This is a genomic window from Cupriavidus pauculus (assembly GCF_003854935.1).
In the GTDB taxonomy this organism is placed as follows: domain Bacteria; phylum Pseudomonadota; class Gammaproteobacteria; order Burkholderiales; family Burkholderiaceae; genus Cupriavidus; species Cupriavidus pauculus_C.
Window position 1 is genome coordinate 1,963,502 of the sequence record NZ_CP033969.1, and the last position, 22,138, is coordinate 1,985,639.

Below are 22,138 nucleotides of genomic sequence, written 5' to 3' on the forward strand. Positions count from 1 at the left end.
TCAGGCTCCGGCCGGCTGCGGGCGCACCAGCGCCTGCTCGCGGATCGGCAGGTTGACCAGCGCCGCCACCACGCCCAGGGCAATGGCCAGCATCCAGACGATGTTGTAGCTGCCGGTGCGGTCGTACAGGTAGCCGCCCAGCCAGGCGCCCAGGAAACTGCCGATCTGGTGCGAGAAGAACACCACGCCGGACAGCATCGACAGGTATTTCACGCCGAACACCTGCGCGATGATGCCGTTGGTCAGCGGCACCGTGGACAGCCACAGCAAGCCCATCAGCGCGGCAAAGATCCACGTGCTCCAGGCGCTCAGCGGCAGCAGCAGGTAGCCGGCGATGACGACGGACCGCGCGATGTAGATCGACGACAGCAGGTAGCGCTTGGGCATCCGCTGGCCCATCGCGCCGGCCGTGTAGGTGCCGAACACGTTGAACAGCCCGATCAGCGCCAGCGCCACGGTGGCGATCTTGATGTCGACCAGCCCCCGATCCTTCAGGTACGGCGTCAGGTGCACGCCGATGAACACCACCTGGAACCCGCAGACAAAGTAGCCCAGCGTCAGCAACTGGAAGTTGCGGTTGCCAAACGCCTCGCGCGTGGCCTCGCCGATGCTCTGCTGGTGGCCGGTCGTGCTGGCCACCATCTTCGGCTCGCGCAGCGTCAGCGCCAGCGGCAGCATGAAGCACGCCAGGAAGGCCAGGATGAACAGCGCGTTCTGCCAGCCGGCCGTGGAAATCAGCGTCTGCTCGACCGGGATCATCAGGAACTGCCCGAACGAGCCGGCCGCCGCCGCGATGCCCATCGCCCAGACACGCTTCTCGGCGCTGGCCACGCGGCCAATCACGCCATAGACCACGCTGTAGGTCGTGCCCGACTGGGCGATGCCGATCAGCACCCCGGCGCCGGTGGCAAACGCGGTGCCGCTGGTGGCCAGCGCCATCACGACCAGCCCGGCCACGTACAGCGCCACGCCGACGATCATGATCCGCACCGCGCCGAACTTGTCGGCCAGCGCGCCGGCAATGGGCTGGCTGGCGCCCCACATCAGGTTCTGCAGCGCCAGCGCGAACGCAAACGTCTCGCGGTTCCAGCCGTGGGTCTGGGTGATCGGCAGGTTGAACAGGCCAAAGCCATGCCGGATGCCCATGGACAGGGTGACGAGCAGGCCACCGCACACGAGCACGGTGGTCAGGGAGAGTTTGCGGTCGGTCATGTCGGGCTCGGTATTGTCTCTATTGTTTTCGATGCGGTCCGGCGGGGGCGTGGGGGCGCCGTGCCCGGATGGCGGGGGATGACATTAAATGGCCGCTTAGTTTAAGCCCGGCACAAATTTCGTGTTGGGGCCGATGCAGGTGGCCGGCGGTCCGCCACGGGGCTGCCGCGCCCATCCATTACAATGCAGCGCAACGTGGCCGCGCACGGCCACCCCCTACTATCCGTATCGACTCCATGGCGAGCAAAACCAGTCAGTACAGCGAATCTTCCATCCGGGTCCTGAAGGGCCTGGAGCCGGTCAAGCAACGGCCCGGCATGTACACCCGGACCGACAACCCGCTGCATATCGTGCAGGAGGTGATCGACAATGCCTCGGACGAGGCGCTGGGCGGCCACGGCTCCGAGATCCTGGTCACGCTGCACAAGGACGGCAGCATCAGCGTGGAAGACGACGGCCGCGGCATCCCGGTGGGCATCCACCCCGAGGAAGGCGTGCCCGTGGTGGAAATCGTCTTCACCCGCCTGCACGCGGGCGGCAAGTTCGACAAGGGCAAGGGCGGCGCCTACGCGTTCTCGGGCGGCCTGCATGGCGTGGGCGTGTCGGTGACCAATGCGCTGGCCACACGGCTGGACGTCACGGTCTGGCGCGATGGCGCGCAGTCCACGCTGACCTTCGAGCACGGCGGCGAGGTGACCCGCCCGCTGGCATCGCGCAAGCTGGAGCGCGGCGAGAAGAAGAACGGCACGCGCGTGCAGGTATGGCCGGACGCCAGGTATTTCGATTCCGCCGCGATCCCCATGGCCGAGCTGCAGCGCCTGCTGCGCTCCAAGGCCGTGCTGCTGCCGGGCGTCAAGGTCACGCTGGTGCTGGAAAAGACCGGCGAGCAGACCGTCTGGCAGTACGAGCAGGGCCTGAAGGGCTACCTGGTGGAAGCGCTGGCCCAGGGCAGCGGCGCCGAGCTGGTGATTCCGATGTTCGAGGGCGAGCACTTTGCCGATCCCGACAGGAACGCCGGCGAGGAAGGGTTTGCCGAGGGCGAGGGCGCGTCGTGGGTCGTCGCCTGGACCGAGGACGGCGCCCCGGTGCGCGAGTCGTACGTGAACCTGATTCCCACGCCGGCCGGCGGCACCCATGAGTCGGGCCTGCGCGAGGGCCTGTTCCTGGCCGTCAAGAGCTTCATCGAGATGCACTCGCTGCAGCCCAAGGGCGTGAAGCTGATGAGCGAGGACGTCTTCGCGCGCGCCTCGTTCGTGCTGTCGGCCAAGGTGCTGGACCCGCAGTTCCAGGGCCAGATCAAGGAACGCCTGAACAGCCGCGACGCGGTGCGCCTGGTGTCCACGTTCAGCCGCCCGGCGCTGGAGCTCTGGCTCAACCACCACGTCGACTTCGGCAAGAAGCTGGCCGAGCTGGTGATCCGCCAGGCCCAGGCCCGCACCCGCGCCGCGCAGAAGGTGGAAAAGAAGAAGGGCTCCGGCGTGGCCGTGCTGCCCGGCAAGCTGACCGACTGCGAATCGACCGACATCACCCGCAACGAGATCTTCCTGGTGGAAGGCGACTCGGCCGGCGGTTCGGCCAAGATGGGCCGCGACAAGGAGTTCCAGGCCATCCTGCCGCTGCGCGGCAAGGTGCTCAATACCTGGGAAACCGAGCGCGACCGCCTGTTCGCCAACAACGAGGTGCACGACATTGCCGTGGCCATCGGCGTGGACCCGCACGGCCCCGACGACGAGCCCGACCTGTCGAACCTGCGCTACGGCAAGATCTGCATCCTGTCCGACGCGGACGTGGACGGCGCGCATATCCAGGTGCTGCTGCTGACGCTGTTCTTCCGCCATTTCCCGAAGCTGATCGACCTGGGCCACGTCTGCGTGGCGCGGCCGCCGCTGTTCCGCGTGGACGCGCCGGCGCGCGGCAAGAAGCCGGCGCAGAAGCTCTACGCGCTGGACGAAGGCGAGCTCGAAGCCATCCAGGACAAGCTGCTGAAGGACGGCGTCAAGGACGGCGCGTGGCAGATATCGCGCTTCAAGGGCCTGGGCGAGATGAGCGCCGAGCAGCTCTGGGAGACCACGATGAACCCCGACACGCGCCGGCTGCTGCCGGTGGCGCTGGGCGAGTTCGACCTGCCCCAGACCGTCACCATGATGAACATGCTGATGGGCAAGGGCGAGGCGTCGCAGCGCCGGACCTGGCTGGAAGAGAAGGGCAACGAGGTGGAAGCCGACATCTGACGGCCGACACCCGGGAGAGACGACGATGCAGGCACGCACAGCACGACAGCATGGCACGGCAAGGCCCTGGCGCCTGGCCCGGGTGCTGGCCGTGCTCGGCCTGCTCTGCGCCGCCGTGCCGGCCCAGGCCGCGCTGTGGGGCTATATCGACGCCGACGGCGTGGCGCACTTCGCCGATGCCAGGCTCGACGACCGCTACAAGCTGTTCATGAAGGACGGCGGGCAGTTCGATTCGGGCGACCTGGGGCACCGCGGCGTGATCGCGCTTGGCGACAAGCCCAGCCCCGAGCGCGACAAGCTGTTCCGCTACCTGCTGAACCATCCGAACATGCGCACCGTCGAGCCGATCATCGAGAAGGTGGCCGGCGCCCAGAACGTCGACCCGGCGCTGGTCAAGGCCGTGATGGCGGTGGAAAGCGGCTTCAATGCGTCGGCGGTGTCGCCCAAGGGCGCCATCGGGCTGATGCAGGTCATCCCGGACACCGGCGCGCGCTTTGGCGTGGCGGCGGACAAGCGCCGCACCGTCGAGCAGAAGCTGGCGGACCCGAAGCTGAACATCGCCGCCGGCGTGCGCTACCTGCGCTTCCTGATGGCGCTGTTCCCGGACAACCTGGAGCTGGTGCTGGCGGCCTACAACGCCGGCGAGGGCGCCGTGCAGCGCTACAACAACCAGATCCCGCCGTATCCGGAGACGCGCCAGTACGTGAGCACCGTGCTGGAGTTCTACCGCCTGTACCAGCGCGGCCAGCCGGGCGCGGGCGGCGTGATCCGCACCGGCGTGGCGGCCGACCGCGTGCGCATGGTGATCGGCGGCGGCCGCCGGCCGATGCCCTGACGCCACGCCCCGAACCGGGTCCGGCCGCTTTTTCCGGCGGCCTTGTGACCCACTTCCTTTAGAATCCCACGCTGATTGCAACTGCCGGAAGCCTGGCGCCCCGCGCCCGGCACGCCGAAACCTTGCCCACCATGGATCAAGCAGATACTACGTTCCAGCCCGAAGAGCCGGCCGATTCGCTGACGCTGGCGCGGTACGCCGAGCGTGCCTACCTGGACTACGCCGTGAGCGTGGTCAAGGGCCGCGCGCTGCCCGAAGTGGCCGACGGCCAGAAGCCCGTGCAGCGCCGCATCCTCTATGCCATGCAGGCGATGGGGCTGCGCGCCGACGCCAAGCCCGTCAAGTCGGCCCGCGTGGTCGGCGAGGTGCTGGGTAAATTCCACCCCCACGGCGACCAGTCGGCCTATGACGCGCTGGTGCGCCTGGCGCAGGACTTCTCGCTGCGCTACCCGCTGATCGACGGCCAGGGCAACTTTGGCTCGCGCGACGGCGACGGCGCGGCGGCCATGCGCTACACCGAGGCGCGCCTGACGCCGATCTCGCGGCTGCTGCTCGACGAGATCGACATGGGCACGGTGGATTTCCTGCCCAACTACGACGGGTCCGAGGAAGAACCCAAGCTGCTGCCCGCCCGGCTGCCGTTCGTGCTGCTCAACGGCGCGTCCGGCATCGCCGTGGGCATGGCCACCGAGATTCCGCCGCACAACCTGCGCGAGGTGGCGGGCGCCGCGGTGGCCATGATCCGCAACCCGAACATCTCGCTGGCCGAACTGCTGGCGATCCTGCCCGGCCCGGATTACCCCGGCGGCGGCCAGATCATCTCGCCGGCATCGGAAATCGCCCAGATCTACGAGAACGGTCGCGGCAGCCTGAAGGTGCGCGCGCGCTGGACCATCGAGGAGATGGCGCGCGGCCAGTGGCAGATGGTGGTGACCGAGCTGCCGCCGAACACGTCGGCGCAGAAGGTGCTGGAGGAAATCGAGGAAATCACCAATCCGAAGATCCGCGCCGGCAAGAAGGCGCTGACGCCCGAGCAGACCCAGCTCAAGACCACGCTGCTGGGCGTGCTGGACGCCGTGCGCGACGAATCAGGCAAGGACGCGCCGGTGCGGCTGGTGTTCGAGCCCAAGAGCAAGAACACCGACCAGCAGGAGTTCATCCAGACGCTGCTGGCGCATACCAGCCTGGAATCAGGCGCGCCGATCAACCTGGTGATGATCGGCACCGACGGCCGGCCGCGCCAGAAGGGCCTGCAGGAAATCCTGCGCGAGTGGATCCAGTTCCGCTTCGAGACGGTGACCCGGCGCTCGCGCTTCCAGCTCAACAAGGTGGAAGACCGCATCCACATCCTGGAAGGCCGGATGCTGGTGCTGCTGAACATCGACGAGGTGATCCGCATCATCCGCGAGAGCGACGAGCCCAAGCCGGCGCTGATCGAGGCGTTCCGCCTGAGCGACCGCCAGGCCGAGGACATCCTGGAAATACGGCTGCGCCAGCTGGCCCGGCTGGAGGCGATCAAGATCGAGCAGGAACTGGCGAAACTGCGAGACGAGCAGGCCGAACTGGACGTGCTGCTGAAGTCCGAGACGATGATGCGCCGCAAGATCATCAAGGAGATCGAGCAGGACGCCAAGCAGTTCAGCCCCGAGGACAAGGACCCGCGCCGCACGCTGATCCAGGAAGCCAGCCGCGCCGCGGCCGAGGTGAAGGTGATCGACGAGCCGGTGACGGTAATTATGTCGGGCAAGGGCTGGGTGCGCACGCGCCAGGGCCACGGCCACGACCCGTCGCAGTTCACGTTCAAGGCCGGCGACAGCCTCTATGCGACGTTCGAATGCCGCACCGTGGACACGATGCTGGCCTTCGGCAGCAACGGCCGGGTCTATTCGGTGGCCGTGTCGGGCCTGCCGGGCGGGCGCGGCGACGGCGTGCCGGTGACCACGCTGATCGACCTGGCCGCCGGCACGCAGATCGCCCACGCGTTCGCGGGTGGCGCCGAGCAGCGCATGCTGATCGCCACGGCGGGCGGCAACGGCTTCGTGACCAAGGTGGGCGACATGATCGGCCGCCAGAAGGCCGGCAAGGCGTTCGTCACGCTGGACGACGGCGACCGGATTCTGCAGCCGTCCCCGATTGGCGACGACGCCACGCACGTGGCGTGCTTCTCGGCCAACGGCCGCCTGCTGCTGGTGGGGCTGGACGAGGTCAAGGTCCTGTCGGCCGGCGGCCGCGGCGTGATCCTGATGGAACTGGAGCCGAAGGAAACGCTGGAACAGGCCGTGGCTGTGGGCGCCCCGGGCCTGCTGATCTCCGGTACCGGCATGCGCGGCGGCAAGGTGCCGCCGCAGAAGCTGGCCGGCAAGACGCTGCTGCCGTACGTCGGCAAGCGCGCCCGCAAGGGCAAGGCCATCGAGCCCCGTCTGAAGGACGTGAAGCTGGAGGCGGTGAAGGCGGCGGGATAATCGCCCGCGCTTGCCCGTCAGGGTCCTGGCTCCCCTCTGCCACTCGTCGGCGAGGGGAGCCAGCCAGCGGTTCACCTTCCCCCCATCGCCCCGCGCGATCCCCTCTTGCCGTTTCGTGATGGCCCGTGCGCGGCGGCGGGGCGGCATCTGCCGTACCATGTCGGGACCCTGCGCATTCCGCATGGCAGGCGCCCCCATCACGATCATGTCCGCCACGCCTCTCGCCGCCGAGCCCGAGCTTGCCCCGCCGCCCACGGCGCGCACCCTGTTCTTCGAATTCGCCCGCATGGGGCTGTCCGGTTTCGGCGGCGTGCTGCCGTTCGTGCGGCGGTCCGTGGTCGAGCGCAACCGCTGGCTCGGTGACCGCGATTTCGTGGAAATCCTGAGCATGGGGCAGGTGCTGCCGGGCCCCAATGTGATCAACCTCGCGCTGATGCTGGGCCTGCGCTTTGCCGGGCTGCGCGGCGCCGTGGCCGCGTTCAGCGGGCTGGTGTTCGTGCCGATGGTGGTGGTGCTCTGCGTGATGGGCGTCTACCTGCGCTACCAGGACGTGCCGCAGGTGCGGCAGATGCTGGCCGGCATGACGGCCGTGGCCGCCGGGCTGGTGCTGTCCACCGGGGTCAAGCTGGCCCAGAGCCAGCCGCGCTCGGTGCGGGCCGTGGTGGTCGGGGTGGCGGCGTTCGTCGCCATCGGCTGGCTGCGCTGGCCGCTGCTGCCGGTGATGGCGGTGCTGGTGCCGGTGGCGCTGGTGCTCGAATACCGCGCGATCCGGCGGGGCGCATGATGGCGGCGCCCGAGATCCTGCGCGACCTGCTGGGCCATTTCGGCATGCTCTCGCTGCTGGCCGTGGGCGGTGGCGGCACCGTGATTCCGGACATGCACCGCTACCTCGTGGAATCGCGCCAGTGGATGACCGACGAGCAGTTCGCGGCGCTCTACGCCATCTCGCAGGCGTCGCCGGGGCCGAATATCCTGTTCGTGGCGCTGTTCGGCTGGCAGGTGGCCGGGGCGGCCGGCGCGTTTGCGTCGATGGTCGGCATCTGCGGGCCGTCCAGCGTGATCGCGCTCGGCTTCGAATACTTCGCGGGCCGCGCGCCCCACGCGCTGTGGCCGGTGCTGATCCGGCGCGGCCTGTCCGCGCTGACGATCGGCCTGCTGATGTCGACCGGCTGGGTGCTGGCCAGCAGCGTCGACCACCGCTGGACCGCCGCCGCGGTCACGCTGCTGACGGTCGGCCTGATGCTGAAGACGAAGACCCACCCGCTGCTGCTGGTGGCGCTGGGGGGCGGGGCGGGACTGCTGGGGTTGATGTAGGACGGCGATCGGCTGCCATGCGCTTCCCTCGCGCGCGGGAGAGAGGTGGAGGAGAGGGCGGGCTTCTCAGGATGAGACCGGCGGCAGTCTGCACCGCCTGGCCCTCTCCCCCGGCCCCTCTCCCGCGGGCGGGAGAGGGGAGCAACCCTGGGCGGGCGCTCGCCCGTTACTTCAGCGGCAGTACCAGGATGCTCATCGCGGCGGGCCGGGCGCGCATGGCCTCCAGCCAGCGTTCCAGGTTCGGGCGGGGGGCGTGGGGTACCGGCGTGCCCAGCCAGCGGTGGGCGGCGCAGGCCAGCGAGATGTCGGCCATCGTGAAGCGGTCGCCGCCGATGAACTCGCGGTCGGCCAGCGCCTCGTCCAGCATCTGCGCCAGCGGCTCGGTGCGCTGGCACGATCTGGCGATGATCTCGGCGTCGCGCTGCTCGGCCGGCATCCGCACCGTCTGCAGGAACGCCTGGACCATCGCCGGGCTGAACGTGGTGGTCTGCCAGTCCATCCAGCGGTCGGCCGATGCACGCGCCTTGACGTCGGCCGGCCACAGCGTGTTCTCGCCGTAGCGCGCGCACAGGTAGCGCACGATCGCATTCGATTCCCACAGCACGAATGGCTCGCCTGCCACGTCGGTGTCCCGGAAATCCTCGATCACCGGGATCAGCCGGTTCGGATTCAGGCGCACATACGCCTGCGTGTCCAGCTCGCCCTTGTGGTGGCCGATGTCGATGCGTTCGTGGTCCAGGTGCAGCTCGCGCGCGCACCAGACCACCTTCTGCACGTTGATCGACGACAGGCGGCCCCAGATGCGCAGCAGGCCGTGCGGTTCGTCGCGGTCCATGGCGCCCGGCGTCCTCAGGCGGCGCGCGGCTGCGGCGCGGCCTTGGCGATGGCTTCGCGGAACAGCGTGCCCAGGATCGACACGCCCTGCTCGATGCGCTCCTGCGGCACGGTCACGAAGGCCAGGCGCAGCGTGTTCATGCGCGGGTTGCCCGCGTAGAACGGCGCGCCGGGCACGTAGGCCACGTTGCGGCGCACGGCTTCCTCCAGGATCTTCATGCTGTCCAGCCCCTCGGGCAGCTCCACCCAGATGAACATGCCGCCTTCGGGCACGTTCCAGGTCACGCCTTCGGGCATGTGGCGCTTCAGCGCGTCGAGCATGTAGGCGCACTGCTTGCCGTAGAGCTCGCGGATGGTCGGGATGTGGGTGTCGAGCAGGCCGTCCTTGACCGTCTCGTAGGCAATGCGCTGCGTGAAGGTCGGCGTGTGCAGGTCCGACGCCTGCTTGGCCTGGCACAGCTTGAAATGCAGCTCGGGCGGGGCGATCACGAAGCCCAGGCGCATGCCGGGCGCCAGGATCTTCGAGAACGAGCCCATGTAGATCACGCCGTCCGGGTTCATCGACAGCAGCGTCGGCAGCGTGTTGCCGGTGTAGCTCAGCTCGCCGTACGGATCGTCTTCCACCAGCAGGATGCCCAGGTCCTGCGCGCGCTTGACCAGCGCCTGGCGGCGCTCCAGCGGCAGGCGGCGGCCCGTGGGGTTCTGGAAGTTCGGCAGCGCGTACAGGAAGCGGGCGTTGGCGGTCAGCTCGGGCGTCAGCGCCTCGGGCACCAGGCCGTGCTCGTCGGTCGGCACCGACACGAATTCCGGTTCGAACAGCGAGAACGCCTGCAGCGCGCCCAGGTAGCTCGGCGTTTCCACCAGCACCGGGCTGCCCGGGTCGATCATCACCTTGGCGATCAGGTCCAGCGCCTGCTGCGAGCCGGTGGTGATCAGCACGCGCTCCACGCCCACGTTGTAGCGGCGGGCCACGAACTCGCGCAGCGGCAGGTAGCCCTCTGTGGCGGCGTACTGCAGCGCGCCCTGCGGGTTATCGGCAAAGACCCGGGCCACCGCCGCTTCCATGGCCGCTACCGGGAACGACGCCGGCGAGGGCAGGCCGCCGGCGAACGAAATGACTTCCGGACGCTCGGTGACTTTCAGGATTTCGCGGATGGCCGAGCTGGTCAGTTGCTGCGCCCGGCGGGAGATGGCCCATTTCATGATTGGTCTCTTGGTGGGGAAATTCAGCGGCCGGGGGTGCAAGCCCGGCCATGTCTCTAATACGTGAGGCGGGGCTTCAGATCTCGACGATCATCTCGATTTCCACGCAGGCGCCCAGCGGGATCTGGGCCACGCCAAACGCGCTGCGGGCGTGCCGGCCTTTCTCGCCGAACACTTCGGCCAGGAATTCGGAGCAGCCGTTGGTCACCAGGTGCTGCTCGGTGAATTCCTGCGTGGAGTTCACCAGGCTCATCACCTTGACGATGCGCTTGACCTTGTTCAGGTCGCCGATGTGGCCGTGCAGCGTGGCCAGCAGGTCGATGGCGATGCTGCGCGCTGCCTGCTGGCCGGTGGCGGTGTCGATGTCCTTGCCGAGCTTGCCGGCCCAGGGCTTGCCGTCCTTGCGGGCGATGTGCCCGGACAGGAAGACGGTGTTGCCGGTGGTGGCGGCCATCACGTAGGCCGCGGCGGGGGCGCCCGCGGTGGGCAGTTCCACGCCGAGTTTGGCAAGGGTATCGTAGACGGACATGCGGTGACTCCTGTCAGTGAATGCGTCCTGGGAGGATAGGGGGCGTTTCTCCGGCCGGGACCGGTGCGGGGGCAGGTGCGGTGTTGCGCACGGCGGCGCGCCGGCCGAGGGCCACTACGGCAATCACCGCCACCGCAAAAGCGACGGTGGCGGCATCGAGTGGCTCGGCCAGGATCACGGCGCCGCCCGCCAGCGTGAGGAACGGCTGGAGCAATTGTATCTGTCCTACGCGGGCCACGCCGCCTTTTGCGAGGCCGGCGTACCAGAACAGGAAGCCGACGAACATCGAGAAGACCGACACGTAGGCCATGCCGATCCAGGCGCGCGGCGACGCGGCGGCAATCTGGCCGGCGTGGGCCAGCGCCAGCCACGCCACCACCGGCACCAGCACCGGCAGCGACACCACCAGCGCCCAGCTTATCGTTTCCAGCCCGCCCAGCTCGCGCGACAGCTTGCCGCCTTCGGCATAGCCAAGTGCGCCCAGCACCACGGCCAGGAACAGGAACCAGTCGGCGTGCTGCAGCCCGCCGGCCCCCTGCCACAGGGCAAAGCCCACCACCAGCGCGCTGCCGGCCAGCGCCGACAGCCAGAACCCCAGCGACGGCCGCTCATTGCCGAACCAGGCCGCGAACACGGCCGTGGCCAGCGGCAGCAGGCCGATGACGATGGCGCCGTGCGCGGCGGGCACCTCGCGCATGGCCAGCGACGAGAACATCGGAAAGCCGACCACCACGCCCAGCGCGGTCACGGCCAGCCGCAGCCACTGGCGCCCGCGCGGCCGGCGGGCCGGTGCCAGCGCGCCGCGCGCGGCCAGCAGCGCCAGCGCCAGCATGGCCGCGATCACGGCGCGCGCCAGCGCCACGAACGACGGGTCCAGTTCGGCCACGGCCATGCGCGTGAACGGCAGCGTCTGGCTGAAGATCGCCACGCCGACGAATCCCAGCAGCATGCCGCCGGACGGAGGAGAGGAGTGCGGTGTCATGGCGATCGGGGCCGGTCAGTGATGGGGTTGCGCCGCGACGGCGATCCAGACGGCGGTCAGCGCCAGCGCCAGCCCCATCATGCCGTTGAACCAGCGCACGCGGTTGCCCTGCATCAGCCAGTGGCGCAGCGACGCGCCCAGCGCGCCGTAGGCGCCGTTGCTGAAGAAGCCGAACGTGGCAAACAGCGTGCTGACCAGCACCACGCGCTGGCCCAGCGACGGCGCGCCTTCCATGTACGACGCGGCCACGGCCAGCGCCATCATCCACGCCTTGATGTTGGCAAACTGCATGGCGATGGACTGCCAGACATTCATCGGCTTGAGCACGCGTTTTTCGGCCAGCGCCGTGCTGCGGGCGATGCGCCACGCCAGCCACAGCAGGTACAGCACGCCGGCCACGCGGATCAGCACGCCCAGCGTGGGGCTGGCCAGCACCAGCGCGCCCACGCCCGTGGCGCACAGCGCGATGATGCTGGCAAAGCCCACGGACACGCCGATGCAGTGCGGCAGCGTGGCGCGCAGGCCGAAGTTGGCGCCGGTCACGGCCGCCACGGTGGTATTCGGCCCCGGCGTGAAGGCGCCCACCGCCAGCAGCGTGACCAGCGCCAGGAACTGGGCCGTCGACAGGCCCGTCAGCCAGCTTTCCATGCCGCTCATGCGAAGTTGACGACCACGCGCCGGTTGGTGCGGCTCTTTTTCTCGATCTTGGTCACCACCATCGCGCCAATCTCGCCCGTGTTGGCCACGTGCGTGCCGCCGCAGGGCTGGCGGTCCACGCCCGGGATGTCGACGATGCGGATGTGGGCGGTGCCGGCCGGCGGCGCGGCGCCGATGGTGCGCACGAGGTCTGGCTGCGCGGCCAGTTGCTCGGGCGTGATGCGGTCGATGCCGACCGGCGTCCGGGCGTCGATCAGCGCGTTGAGCCGCGCGGTCAGGTCGGCCTTGTCCAGCGTCGATTCGGGCAGGTCGAAGTCGATCCGCGCCGCATCGGGCGAGATGCCGCAGCCCGTGACCGGCACCGGGATCAGCGACCCCAGCAGGTGCAGGCAGGTGTGCAGCCGCATCAGCCGGTGCCGGCGCGCCCAGTCGATCCGTACTTCCACGCGGTCGCCGGGCTGCAGCGCCGGCATGCCGGGCGCCGGCACGTGCAGGATGCGGGTGCGGTCGTCGGCGTAAATGGTTTCGGCCAGCGTCACCACGCGGCCGTCGGCCGTGGCCAGCGTGCCGGTGTCGCCGGCCTGGCCGCCGCTGCGCGCGTAGCAGACGGTCTGGTCCAGCTCGATCCCCGCCTCGCTCACCGCCACCACGGTGGCCTGGCAGTGGTCGAGGTAGGCGTCGTCGTCGAAACGCTTCAGCGTGGTCGGGGGCATCGGGGCTCCTTTGGGGATGTCTTCGGGGTCAGCGCAGGGTCTTGATGCCCGCTGGGGTTTCGATCTCGGCGGTCAGGCCGGGCGGCCCGTCGGCCTGTTCGATCTCGATCAGGTGCGCGGCGCCGATCCAGGCCAGCCCCTGCCGCAGCAGTTCAGCGTGCGGATGCCGGCCGCGCAGCGCGCGCAGCGCCAGGTCCTGGCGGGGCAGGGCGACGCCGGGGTGGTTCGGCACGTCCCACTGGATCAGCGTCGGAAACAGGCCCTCGCCGGCGCTGGCCGCCTCGCCGTGCCACGCGGGCAGGCTGCCGTCGTCGGGCACGGTCAGGCGCCAGTGCAGCGCGCCGCGATCCATCGGGATGGCCGGGGCGATGCGGTCCGGATACTGCGCCTGCCAGCGCGACAGGTCGGCGGGCCGTTCCACGCGGGCGGCCCAGTGCGCCAGGAACGGGCCGTCGCGCAGCCGCTGTTGCACGGCGTCGCTGTCCAGCCCGAACCAGCGCGGGCGCGGCGGCGCGTCGGCGGCCGGGTCGATGGCGATCACTTCGAGGTACATCCCGCCGAACAGGCCCAGCACGCGGTTGTGGGTGCCCATGCGGGGGTGGGCGCCACCGGGCTGCGGGGCGATGCCGAGCAGGTCGGCCACATGCTGGGCGCCCGATTCCAGGTCGGGCGCGGCAACGACGAGATGGTCCAGAGCAAGTTTCATTGTGGGTTGATGGTAGTCAAGCTAGTCGGTACAGTACCGATACAGTTGAGCAAGTCGTCTTCAGTACAGTTGCGGGAGCGCCACATGGAAGGCAGCCAGAAGAATCCTCGGGACGGTAGCGACGGCGCGCCGGGCGGCACGCGGCCGCTGCGGCTGGTGATGCCGTCGGCGGCCCAGCCACGCCTGCCGGACCCGATTCCGTCGGCCCAGATGACGCTGGTGGAGCAGTTGACCGAGTGGGCCCGGCTGCGCATCGACGAGCGGGTGTTCCGGGCGGGCATGCGGATGCCGTCGATCCGGCAGCTTGCGGCCGAGAAGGGTATCTCGCGCTTCACCGTCGTGGAAGCCTACGAGCGGCTGGTGGCGCTGGGCTATCTGGAATCGCGCCGGGGCTCGGGCTTCTACGTGCGTGACCGCGTGCCGCCTGCGTCGGTGGCCGCGCCGCCGGCGTCGCCGGCCATCCGCAATGTCGACGTCACGTGGCTGCTGCGCAGCATGTTCCACTCGGCGGAAAGCCACAAGGCGCCGGGCTGGGGCTTTCTGCCCAACGAATGGCTGGACGGCGAACTGCTGTCTGGCGCGATGCGCAGCCTCGGGCGCCAGCCGGGCGGTCATTTCCTGTCCAGCGGCACGCCGATGGGCTTCCTGCCGCTGCGCCAGCAGCTTCGCACCCGGCTGGAGGAGCTGGAGATCGGCGTGACGCCGGACCAGATCGTCATGACGTCGGGCATCACCCAGGCGTTCGATCTGATCGCCCGCCAGTTCCTGCATCCGGGCGACACGGTCGTGGTGGGCGACCCGGCGTGGTTCGTGATGTTCGCGCGGTTCGCCACGCAGGGCGCCAACGTGATTGGCGTGCCCTATACCGCCGACGGCCCCGACCTGGAGGCGCTGGAGCGGATCGCCCAGGCCCACCGGCCCAAGCTCGTGGTGGTCAATTCGGTGCTGCACAACCCCACCGGCACGTCGCTGTCGGCCGCCCGGGCGTTCCGGCTGCTGCAACTGGCCGAGCAGTACGGCTTCACCATCGTCGAAGACGATATCTACTGCGATCTCTGCCCGCCCGGCCACGCGGCCACCCGGCTGGCCAGCCTGGACCAGCTCAAGCGGGTGATCTACCTGGGGAGTTTCTCGAAGACGCTGGCCGCGAACCTGCGCGTGGGGTATATCGCCGCCAGCCCGGAGCTGGCCGTGAATTTGACCGACAGCAAGCTGGTCACCGGCATGGCCACGCCGGAAATCAACGAGCGGGTGGTCTACAAGGTGCTGACCGAGGGCCACTACCGCAAGCACACCGAGCGCGTGCGGGTGCGGCTGGACCGGGCCCGCGACGCCACGCGCGAGCAGCTGGAGCGGCTGGGCATCCGCATCTTCCCGGGGCAGGTGGCCGGCATGTACCTGTGGGCCGATACCGGCGTGGATACCAACGTGATTGCCACGGCCGGGCACGAGGAAGGCTACCTGTTCGCGCCGGGCAGCCTGTTCTCGCCGTCGCAGATGCCGTCTACGTGGACCCGCTTCAACGTGGCCAGCAGCGGCGACCCCGGCATGCTGCGCTTCCTGGCCGGGCAGATGGAGCGGTTGTCCGGCCTGCCGGCGGCGTCCTGAGCCCGCAAAAGCCGCGGCCGGGGCCCTTGAAAAAGGGCCGGGCCGTCCCGATTTCCAGCGCCATCGATCCCGTCCTGGATACACGGGGCGGGGCACCGTTGCGCTGACCCGTTTTCAAGAGGAGAACCATGACCGCACCGCACGAGACGATGAGCTTCCAGGCAGAAGTGAAGCAGCTTCTGCATCTGATGATCCACTCGCTGTACAGCAACAAGGAAATCTTCCTGCGCGAGCTGGTATCGAACGCCTCGGACGCCACCGACAAGCTGCGCTTCGAGGCCATCGCCAATCCGTCGCTGCTGGAAAACGACGCCGACCTGGCGATCCGGATCGAGGCCGACCCGGCCGCCCGCACGCTGAAGATCACCGACAACGGCATCGGCATGAGCCGCGACGAGGCGATCCGCAACCTGGGCACCATCGCCCGGTCGGGCACCAAGGAATTCTTCCAGCAACTGTCGGGCGACCAGCAGAAGGACGCCGCGCTGATCGGCCAGTTCGGCGTGGGCTTCTATTCGGCGTTTATCGTCGCGGACAAGGTCACCGTGGAAACGCGCCGCGCCGGGCTGCCGGCCAGCGAGGCGGTGCGCTGGGAAAGCGCCGGCGATGGCGAGTTCAGCGTCGACGCGATCGACCGCGCCGAGCGCGGCACCACCATCACGCTGCACCTGCGCGAGGGCGAGGACGACTTCCTGTCGTCGTACCGGCTGCAACACATCATCCGCAAGTACTCGGACCACATCTCGCTGCCGATCCGCATGCCCAAGGAGGAATGGGATGCCGAGACGCAGACGCAGAAGCGCTCGGACGAGTGGGAAAGCGTGAACCAGGCCAGCGCGCTCTGGACGCGCGGCAAGTCGGACATCACCGACGAGCAGTACCAGGCGTTCTACCAGCACATCGCCCATGACCACGAGCCGCCGCTGGCCTGGACCCACAACCGCGTGGAAGGCCGCAGCGAGTACACCCAGTTGCTGTACATCCCGGCCCGCGCCCCGTTCGACCTGTGGGACCGCAACCACAAGGGCGGGCTGAAGCTGTACGTCAAGCGCGTGTTCATCATGGACGAGGCCGAGCAGCTGCTGCCGTCGTACCTGCGCTGGGTCAAGGGCGTGGTCGATTCGGCCGACCTGCCGCTGAACGTGTCGCGCGAGCTGCTGCAGGAAAGCCGCGACGTCAAGGCGATCCGCGAGGGCTGCACCAAGCGCGTGCTGTCGATGCTGGAATCGCTGGCCGACAGCGAGGACGACGCCGAGCGCGCCAAGTACAAGACGTTCTGGGAACAGTTCGGCCAGGTGCTCAAGGAAGGCATGGGCGAGGACCACGCCAATGCCGAGCGCATCGCCCGGCTGCTGCGCTTTGCCACGACGCACGGCGACACGGCCGAGCAGGCGGTGTCGCTGGCGGACTACGTGGGCCGGATGAAGGAAGGCCAGGACAAGATCTACTACGTCACGGCCGACACCTGGACGGCGGCCAAGTCGAGCCCGCACCTGGAGGTGTTCCGCAAGAAAGGCATCGAGGTGGTGCTGCTGACCGACCGCGTCGACGAGTGGATGCTGTCGTACCTGCGCGAATTTGACGGCAAGGAGCTGGTGTCCGTGGCACGCGGCGACCTGGACCTGGGCGCGCTGGCCGACGAGGCCGAGAAGGCCGAGCAGGAGAAGGCGACCACCGAGTGGAAGGACGTGGTGGAACGCGCCAAGGCCGTGCTGGAAGGCAAGGCCAAGGACGTGCGCGTGACGCTGCGCCTGACCGATTCGGCCTCGTGCCTGGTGTCCGACGAGGGCGACATGAGCGGCTACCTGCAGCGGCTGCTCAAGCAGGCCGGCCAGAAGGCGCCCGACGCCCAGCCGATCCTGGAACTGAACCCCGAGCACGCGCTGGTCCGCAAGCTGCGCGACCTGCCCGAGGACGACGCCTTTGGCGACCGCGTGCGCGTGCTGTTCGACCAGGCGCTGCTGGCCGAGGGCGGCATGCTGGAAGACCCGGCGGCCTACGTGCAGCGCGTGAACCGGTTGCTGGCCTGACTGGCGCCCGCGCCGGTCGACATGCTGACCCTCTCCCCCGGCCCCTCTTCCGCAAGCGGGAGCGGGGCGCCACCCGATGGCATTGGCTATGCCGGGCAGGGGAGAGGGTCGGCGGCTGAACCCCTGACCCCATCCCGATGACCACCAAACGCTGCTTCCCCCCGGTCGTCGACGCCCACACCCGCGTGCTGGTGCTGGGCAGCCTGCCGGGCGAGGTCTCGCTCGCCCAGTCCCAGTATTACGCGCACAAGCAGAACCGCTTCTGGCACCTGATGGGCGACGTGCTGGGCGTGGACCTGGCGGGGCTGGACTACGACAGCCGGCTGGCTACGCTGCGCCGGCACCGGGTCGGGCTCTGGGACGTGGTGGCCGAGGCGCGCCGCGACGGCAGCCTCGACAGCAGTATCCGCGATCACCAGGGCAACGACCTGTTGGGCTTGATCGGCACCCTGCCGGCGCTGCGGGCTATCGCCTTCAACGGCGGCACGGCGGCAAGGATCGGGGAAAAGGCGCTGGGCGAACACGGCGACCGGCACGCCATCCTGAAACTGCCGTCGAGCAGTCCGGCCTATACGCTGGCGTACGCGCAGAAGCTGATTGCGTGGCAGGCCATCCGGGCGTGGCTGGATTGAAGGCCGCCGCGCCCGCCGCAAGACGGGCGGGGGCGCGGGGCGGACGATGGCCGGTCAGGCCGTCGTATTGACGATATTCCCGGTGCTGGTCCCGGTGGCTTCCTGATAGGCGGCCGACAGCCGGGCCATGGCTTCCGACAGGGCGGCCTGCGTGGCCGAGACGCCGGCCTGGAGCGTGCCGACCGTGGCGGCCTTGGTCTGGTCGTCGGTCGGCGCGGCCTGGGCGGCCTGAAGCTGGGCCATCTGGGCGGCCAGTTGCTTCTGCAGCGATTCGATCTGCTGCTTGAGCGCCTTGATGACGTCCGATTCGCTGGCTTCGCTGCTGGTGCTGCCGCCTGCGGCCGCGCCGCCGCCCATCTTGCCGGCGCCGGACGGGCCCTCGATGCGGCCGCTGCCGGCGCTGGCACTGCTGGACGACGCCTCGGTCGTGCTGGCGCCGGTGGCGGCGGCCTGGGCGTCGGCGGATTCGGCTGCCGGCTGGGTATAGCGATGCGTGCCGGTGACGGCGGCGTCACTGGCAACCCATACCTGCGGGGTTACGCTGCTGATGGATGTCATGGTCATTGTTTCCAGTCGAATTGCGGGCGAGGAGAGTGCCCACATCTACATCGGCCCGCCATCGGAAAACTTTAGCCGGGGCGCCGGGGTCTCACCGGCTTCTGTCACAATCGCGGCCATGCCTCGCTTGGACCAAAACCTGGAAGGGTCTTACTGATATGTCGTTCGGGAATCTCGGAATCGGCGGTATCGGCCTGCACGTGATCGTCGCGATCTTCTTTGCCGTGCACGCCGTCCGCACCCACCAGAACATGTACTGGCTGCTGCTGCTGTTCCTCTTCCCGGGGCTGGGCAGCGTGGTGTATTTCTTTGCCGTCTACCTGCCCGGGCTGCGCCAGACGCGCGGCGCGCAGGTGGCCAAGCGGGCGATCCACCAGATCGTCGATCCGGGCCGGGCCGTGCGCGAGGCGCGCGACGCGTTCGACCGGGCGCCGACCGTGGAGCACCGGATGCGGCTGGGTGCCGCGCTGCTCGATACCGGCAACGCGCCCGAGGCGCTGCAGCACTACGAGGCGGCGGCCAACGGCCCGTTCGCGTCCGATCCGGCGCTGCTCGAAGGGCTGGCGCGGGCGCAACTGGCCACGGGCCGCCATGCCGAGGCCCAGGTCACGCTGGAAAAGCTGTTCGCGGCCAACCCACGGGCGCGCGAGCAATCCGACCCGTCGCTGCTTTACGCCCGGGCGCTGGCCGCGCTGGGCGCCCCCGGCACGCGGGACGCGTTCGAGCGTGCGCTGACCCATGCCAGCGATGTGGCGGCGCGCTGCCTCTACGCCGACTGGCTGGCCGCGCAGGCCGACCCGGCAGACCGCGAGCGCGCCAAGTCGCTCTACACCGAAATCGTTCACGACGCGCGCCACTGGCCGCGTCATGCCCGCGAGCACAATCGCGAATGGCTGCAGCGCGCGCAAGCCGCGCTGGGCCAATGATCCGCGCCCTGGGCGCTTTCCTTTCCTCCATGACGCTTCTGAAACGCAAATCGATCGAGGCGGTGGCCTCGCGCCGCCCCGCACGCGGCAGCCGTGAATCCTCCCGCCACCCCGCCGGCCGCGATGCCGGCGAAAAACGCATGACGCCGCGCTTTGCGCCGGTGACGTTCTCCGAGATGGACGGCGTGCGCTACCTGCACTTCGGTACCGAATGGGTGCAGGGCGCCATGCGCCTGCGCAAGCCGGATGCCATCGAGCTGGAATACGCCCAGCAGATGATGGCGTGGCTGCTGTTCCTGTCGCCGGCTTCGGCCGGCTTCCACGTGGCGCAGCTCGGGCTCGGCGCCGCGGCGCTGACCAAGTTCTGCCATCGGCATTTCGCGCGGGCCAAGGTCACCGCCGTCGAGCTGAACCCGGCCGTGATCGTGGCCGGCCGCAGCATGTTCGGCCTGCGCGAGGACGATGCCCGGCTGACCGTGCGCGAGCAGGACGCGTGGGACTACGTGATGGATGGCGCGCAGACCGCCGCGATCGACGCGTTGCAGGTGGACCTGTACGACGCCACCGCGCGCGGCCCGGTGCTGGACACGACGGCGTTCTACCGCGCCTGCCGCCGCGTGCTCAAGGCGCCCGGCGTGATGACGATCAACCTGTTCGGCGACCACGACAGCTTTCCGAAGAACATCGAGCGCATCTGCGACGCGTTCGACAATCGCGTGCTGGTGTTTCCCGAAGTCCACGACGGCAACATCATCGCGCTGGCCTTCAACGGGCCGGCCATCGACGTGTCATGGGAAACGCTGGAGGCCAGGGCAGCCGTGATCGAGACGTCGACCACGCTGCCGGCGAGGGACTGGGTGAGGAAGCTGCGCGCGGCGAATGCCCGGCAGGAGGGGCGGCTGGTGATTTAGGGTCGCGCGCTGGTTGGCTCCGCAGTCCTGCAGCCGGTCGGCAAGCAGAGCCTCAACGCCCTCACGCCCAGCCCCTCTCCCGCCTTGCGGGAGAGGGGAGCAAACCGGTGGCGGGCGGGAAAGGGAAGCAAACCGGCGGCGGGCGGGAGGCATTGCGCCATGCAGCGACCATGACGCGCGTGCCGGGCTGCCCCCTCACTCCTTCCTGAAGAACTGCGCCAGCGACCATTCGTCGGTCCGGGCTTCGTACCGGATGCCCTTGCGCATGGCCCACATGGCGAGCTGGCTGTGCGACGGGATGATGGCGTGGTCGTCCAGCGCGAACCTGGCGGCCGTGCGGGCGTTCTGCTCGCGGTCCTTGTCGCTGGAGACCGTGGTCAGCGAGGTCTCGATCAACTGGTCCAGCCGGGGGTTGCTGTACTTGCCCCAGTTCCACGTGCCGTAGCCGGTCTTCGGGTTTGGCGTGCCGGTGATGGAGCGCAGCGCCACGTCGGCGGCGGCCGATCCCCATCCCAGCATCTGGAACGCGAAGTCGCCCTGGCGGGCGCGCGTGAAGTAGGCGGCCACCGGCATCGTCTCGACCTTGGTCTGGATGCCGATGCGCGTGAGCATGCCCGCCGTGGCCTGGGCCACCTGGGCGTCGTTCAGGTAGCGGTTGTTGGTGGCGTGCAGCGTCATCGCGAAGCCGTTGGGGTAGCCGGCCTGGGCCAGCAGCTTCTTCGCGCCCTCGACGTCGTAGGCGTCGGGCTTGGTGCCGGGATGGCCGAAGATCTGCGGCGACACGATCGACGACGCCGGCACGGCCAGCCCCTCCATGATCCGGCTGACGATGGCGTCGCGGTTCAGCGCCTTGCTGATCGCGGCGCGCACGCGGGCGTCCTTGAACGGGTTCTTGCCCAGCGGCTTGCCGGCCTTGTCGGTGACGAACGGCGGGTTGTCGCGCGACTGGTCCATCTGCCAGAAGATCGTGCGCCACGACGTGGTCTGCTCGATCTTGAACTTCGGGTCCTGCTTGATCTTGGCCACGTCGGCGGCCGGGATGCTCTCGATCACGTCCACGTCGCCGGCCAGCAGCGCGGCGGTGCGCGCGCCGTTGTCGGTCAGGATGCGGAAGACGGCGCGCTCGAAAGCGGGCTTCGGGCCCCAGTAGTCGGGGTTGCGCTGCATCACGATCTCCTGGCCGCGCGCGAACCGGACGAACTTGTACGGGCCCGTGCCGATCATCGCCTTGCCCGAATCGAAGTCGGCCTGGTTCAGGTCGGCGGCCACCTTCTTCGGCATGATCGGCACGCTGTTCAGGTCGTTGGCCAGGTTGGCGTAGTTCGGCACGTTCATGGTCAGCCGCACGGTCAGCGCGTCGGGCGTGTCGATGCGGGCGATGGGCTTGGTGTAGCTGGTGAACGATCCCGGCGCGTTGGTCAGCTTCTCGGGCCGTTCGAGCGACGCCTTGACGTCCTCGCTCGTGAACGGCGCGCCGTCGTGCCACTTCACGTTCGGGCGCAGCTTGATCTCCCAGGTGGTGGCGTTGACCGGCTTCCACGACAGCGCCAGGCCGGGCATGTAGCGCGCGTTCTTGTCCATGAACACCAGCGACTCGAAGACGTGCAGCGCGATGGCGTTGTTGGGCCCGGCGTTGTTCCAGTGCGGGTCCATCGACGTCACGTCGGCGGCCAGGCCGATGCGCAGGTCCTCGGCCTGGGCGGCGTGGGCGGGCAGCAGGGTCAGCGCGGCGGTGGCGAGCGTCATCGAAAGCGAGGCTTGCAGCAGCGTGCGGCGGATCATGGGCGGGCTCCTG

The 22,138-nt window shown here is 69.1% G+C and carries 20 protein-coding genes; 10 read left to right on the forward strand and 10 right to left on the reverse strand.

What is annotated here, in order from left to right; genetic code table 11:
• Complete coding sequence (locus tag EHF44_RS10800; RefSeq protein ID WP_124683741.1) at positions 1 to 1,212, reverse strand: MFS transporter; 1,212 nt, start codon at positions 1,210 to 1,212, stop codon at positions 1 to 3.
• Between the two features lie 236 nt (positions 1,213 to 1,448).
• Here EHF44_RS10800 and EHF44_RS10805 point away from each other — a divergent pair, with 236 nt between their 5' ends.
• The 5 genes from EHF44_RS10805 (at position 1,449) to EHF44_RS10825 (ending at position 8,054) form a co-directional block, all read left to right on the forward strand.
• Positions 1,449 to 3,443: a DNA topoisomerase IV subunit B gene (locus tag EHF44_RS10805; RefSeq protein WP_124683742.1), complete on the forward strand. Its 1,995-nt coding sequence runs from the start codon at positions 1,449 to 1,451 to the stop codon at positions 3,441 to 3,443.
• Positions 3,444 to 3,468: 25 nt separating this feature from the next.
• Positions 3,469 to 4,278 carry a lytic transglycosylase domain-containing protein gene (locus EHF44_RS10810; RefSeq protein WP_124683743.1) on the forward strand — a complete coding sequence of 270 codons (810 nt, stop codon included), beginning with the start codon at positions 3,469 to 3,471 and terminating at the stop codon, positions 4,276 to 4,278.
• Between the two features lie 131 nt (positions 4,279 to 4,409).
• On the forward strand, positions 4,410 to 6,740 hold the full coding sequence (parC, locus tag EHF44_RS10815; protein ID WP_124683744.1) for a DNA topoisomerase IV subunit A: 2,331 nt from the start codon (positions 4,410 to 4,412) through the stop codon (positions 6,738 to 6,740).
• A gap of 205 nt (positions 6,741 to 6,945) precedes the next feature.
• Positions 6,946 to 7,524, forward strand: a complete 579-nt coding sequence (locus EHF44_RS10820; RefSeq protein WP_124685075.1) for a chromate transporter — start codon at positions 6,946 to 6,948, stop codon at positions 7,522 to 7,524.
• Positions 7,524 to 8,054, forward strand: coding sequence for a chromate transporter (locus EHF44_RS10825; protein ID WP_124685074.1), 531 nt, complete (start codon positions 7,524 to 7,526; stop codon positions 8,052 to 8,054). Before EHF44_RS10820 ends, EHF44_RS10825 begins: the two co-directional genes overlap by 1 nt.
• A gap of 166 nt (positions 8,055 to 8,220) precedes the next feature.
• Here EHF44_RS10825 and EHF44_RS10830 read toward each other — a convergent pair whose 3' ends face one another.
• From EHF44_RS10830 to EHF44_RS10860, 7 genes are all read right to left on the reverse strand, one after another.
• Entirely contained in the window at positions 8,221 to 8,865 is a 645-nt protein-coding gene (locus tag EHF44_RS10830; RefSeq protein WP_124685076.1) for a glutathione S-transferase family protein, read from the reverse strand.
• 38 nt (positions 8,866 to 8,903) lie between these two features.
• Positions 8,904 to 10,091, reverse strand: coding sequence for a PLP-dependent aminotransferase family protein (locus EHF44_RS10835; RefSeq protein ID WP_124683745.1), 1,188 nt, complete (start codon positions 10,089 to 10,091; stop codon positions 8,904 to 8,906).
• Positions 10,092 to 10,167: 76 nt separating this feature from the next.
• Complete coding sequence (locus tag EHF44_RS10840; RefSeq protein ID WP_124683746.1) at positions 10,168 to 10,620, reverse strand: RidA family protein; 453 nt, start codon at positions 10,618 to 10,620, stop codon at positions 10,168 to 10,170.
• Between the two features lie 13 nt (positions 10,621 to 10,633).
• Positions 10,634 to 11,602: a DMT family transporter gene (locus tag EHF44_RS10845; RefSeq protein ID WP_124683747.1), complete on the reverse strand. Its 969-nt coding sequence runs from the start codon at positions 11,600 to 11,602 to the stop codon at positions 10,634 to 10,636.
• A 15-nt stretch (positions 11,603 to 11,617) separates the two neighbouring features.
• Positions 11,618 to 12,250, reverse strand: coding sequence for a LysE family translocator (locus tag EHF44_RS10850; RefSeq protein ID WP_124683748.1), 633 nt, complete (start codon positions 12,248 to 12,250; stop codon positions 11,618 to 11,620).
• Positions 12,251 to 12,255: 5 nt separating this feature from the next.
• Positions 12,256 to 12,972, reverse strand: coding sequence for an alanyl-tRNA editing protein (locus EHF44_RS10855; RefSeq protein WP_124683749.1), 717 nt, complete (start codon positions 12,970 to 12,972; stop codon positions 12,256 to 12,258).
• A 28-nt stretch (positions 12,973 to 13,000) separates the two neighbouring features.
• Complete coding sequence (locus tag EHF44_RS10860) at positions 13,001 to 13,678, reverse strand: VOC family protein (protein ID WP_124683750.1); 678 nt, start codon at positions 13,676 to 13,678, stop codon at positions 13,001 to 13,003.
• An 84-nt stretch (positions 13,679 to 13,762) separates the two neighbouring features.
• Here EHF44_RS10860 and EHF44_RS10865 point away from each other — a divergent pair, with 84 nt between their 5' ends.
• The 3 genes from EHF44_RS10865 (at position 13,763) to EHF44_RS10875 (ending at position 17,948) form a co-directional block, all read left to right on the forward strand.
• Entirely contained in the window at positions 13,763 to 15,286 is a 1,524-nt protein-coding gene (locus tag EHF44_RS10865; RefSeq protein ID WP_124683751.1) for a PLP-dependent aminotransferase family protein, read from the forward strand.
• Between the two features lie 128 nt (positions 15,287 to 15,414).
• Positions 15,415 to 17,316 (forward strand): molecular chaperone HtpG, encoded by a 1,902-nt coding sequence (gene htpG, locus EHF44_RS10870; protein WP_124683752.1) that lies wholly within the window; start codon positions 15,415 to 15,417, stop codon positions 17,314 to 17,316.
• 137 nt (positions 17,317 to 17,453) lie between these two features.
• Positions 17,454 to 17,948 (forward strand): DNA-deoxyinosine glycosylase, encoded by a 495-nt coding sequence (locus EHF44_RS10875; protein ID WP_124683753.1) that lies wholly within the window; start codon positions 17,454 to 17,456, stop codon positions 17,946 to 17,948.
• A 54-nt stretch (positions 17,949 to 18,002) separates the two neighbouring features.
• Here EHF44_RS10875 and EHF44_RS10880 read toward each other — a convergent pair whose 3' ends face one another.
• Positions 18,003 to 18,506 carry a hypothetical protein gene (locus EHF44_RS10880; RefSeq protein ID WP_124683754.1) on the reverse strand — a complete coding sequence of 168 codons (504 nt, stop codon included), beginning with the start codon at positions 18,504 to 18,506 and terminating at the stop codon, positions 18,003 to 18,005.
• 158 nt (positions 18,507 to 18,664) lie between these two features.
• Between EHF44_RS10880 and EHF44_RS10885 the strand changes: the two genes are divergently transcribed.
• Together EHF44_RS10885 and EHF44_RS10890 are read left to right on the forward strand one after the other, a co-directional pair.
• A complete protein-coding gene (locus EHF44_RS10885) occupies positions 18,665 to 19,432 on the forward strand; it encodes a tetratricopeptide repeat protein (protein WP_124683755.1) in 768 nt (255 codons plus the stop codon).
• A 29-nt stretch (positions 19,433 to 19,461) separates the two neighbouring features.
• Positions 19,462 to 20,343 carry a spermidine synthase gene (locus EHF44_RS10890; RefSeq protein WP_172966042.1) on the forward strand — a complete coding sequence of 294 codons (882 nt, stop codon included), beginning with the start codon at positions 19,462 to 19,464 and terminating at the stop codon, positions 20,341 to 20,343.
• Positions 20,344 to 20,538: 195 nt separating this feature from the next.
• On the opposite strand, the gene EHF44_RS10895 is transcribed toward EHF44_RS10890, so the two are convergent.
• The gene (locus tag EHF44_RS10895) at positions 20,539 to 22,125 is read right to left on the reverse strand and encodes an ABC transporter substrate-binding protein (RefSeq protein ID WP_124683757.1); all 1,587 of its coding nucleotides are present in this window, start codon (positions 22,123 to 22,125) and stop codon (positions 20,539 to 20,541) included.
• Positions 22,126 to 22,138 lie beyond the last annotated feature (13 nt).

What these genes read in the sequence shown, in the direction of transcription:
- EHF44_RS10800 (WP_124683741.1), bottom strand. Translation starts at nt 1,212, where the DNA reads ATGACCGACCGCAAACTCTCCCTGACCACCGTGCTCGTGTGCGGTGGC.
- EHF44_RS10805 (WP_124683742.1), top strand. Translation starts at nt 1,449, where the DNA reads ATGGCGAGCAAAACCAGTCAGTACAGCGAATCTTCCATCCGGGTCCTG.
- EHF44_RS10810 (WP_124683743.1), top strand. Translation starts at nt 3,469, where the DNA reads ATGCAGGCACGCACAGCACGACAGCATGGCACGGCAAGGCCCTGGCGC.
- parC (WP_124683744.1), top strand. Translation starts at nt 4,410, where the DNA reads ATGGATCAAGCAGATACTACGTTCCAGCCCGAAGAGCCGGCCGATTCG.
- EHF44_RS10820 (WP_124685075.1), top strand. Translation starts at nt 6,946, where the DNA reads ATGTCCGCCACGCCTCTCGCCGCCGAGCCCGAGCTTGCCCCGCCGCCC.
- EHF44_RS10825 (WP_124685074.1), top strand. Translation starts at nt 7,524, where the DNA reads ATGGCGGCGCCCGAGATCCTGCGCGACCTGCTGGGCCATTTCGGCATG.
- EHF44_RS10835 (WP_124683745.1), bottom strand. Translation starts at nt 10,091, where the DNA reads ATGAAATGGGCCATCTCCCGCCGGGCGCAGCAACTGACCAGCTCGGCC.
- EHF44_RS10840 (WP_124683746.1), bottom strand. Translation starts at nt 10,620, where the DNA reads ATGTCCGTCTACGATACCCTTGCCAAACTCGGCGTGGAACTGCCCACC.
- EHF44_RS10845 (WP_124683747.1), bottom strand. Translation starts at nt 11,602, where the DNA reads ATGACACCGCACTCCTCTCCTCCGTCCGGCGGCATGCTGCTGGGATTC.
- EHF44_RS10850 (WP_124683748.1), bottom strand. Translation starts at nt 12,250, where the DNA reads ATGGAAAGCTGGCTGACGGGCCTGTCGACGGCCCAGTTCCTGGCGCTG.
- EHF44_RS10855 (WP_124683749.1), bottom strand. Translation starts at nt 12,972, where the DNA reads ATGCCCCCGACCACGCTGAAGCGTTTCGACGACGACGCCTACCTCGAC.
- EHF44_RS10860 (WP_124683750.1), bottom strand. Translation starts at nt 13,678, where the DNA reads ATGAAACTTGCTCTGGACCATCTCGTCGTTGCCGCGCCCGACCTGGAA.
- EHF44_RS10865 (WP_124683751.1), top strand. Translation starts at nt 13,763, where the DNA reads ATGGAAGGCAGCCAGAAGAATCCTCGGGACGGTAGCGACGGCGCGCCG.
- htpG (WP_124683752.1), top strand. Translation starts at nt 15,415, where the DNA reads ATGACCGCACCGCACGAGACGATGAGCTTCCAGGCAGAAGTGAAGCAG.
- EHF44_RS10875 (WP_124683753.1), top strand. Translation starts at nt 17,454, where the DNA reads ATGACCACCAAACGCTGCTTCCCCCCGGTCGTCGACGCCCACACCCGC.
- EHF44_RS10880 (WP_124683754.1), bottom strand. Translation starts at nt 18,506, where the DNA reads ATGACATCCATCAGCAGCGTAACCCCGCAGGTATGGGTTGCCAGTGAC.
- EHF44_RS10885 (WP_124683755.1), top strand. Translation starts at nt 18,665, where the DNA reads ATGTCGTTCGGGAATCTCGGAATCGGCGGTATCGGCCTGCACGTGATC.
- EHF44_RS10890 (WP_172966042.1), top strand. Translation starts at nt 19,462, where the DNA reads ATGACGCTTCTGAAACGCAAATCGATCGAGGCGGTGGCCTCGCGCCGC.
- EHF44_RS10895 (WP_124683757.1), bottom strand. Translation starts at nt 22,125, where the DNA reads ATGATCCGCCGCACGCTGCTGCAAGCCTCGCTTTCGATGACGCTCGCC.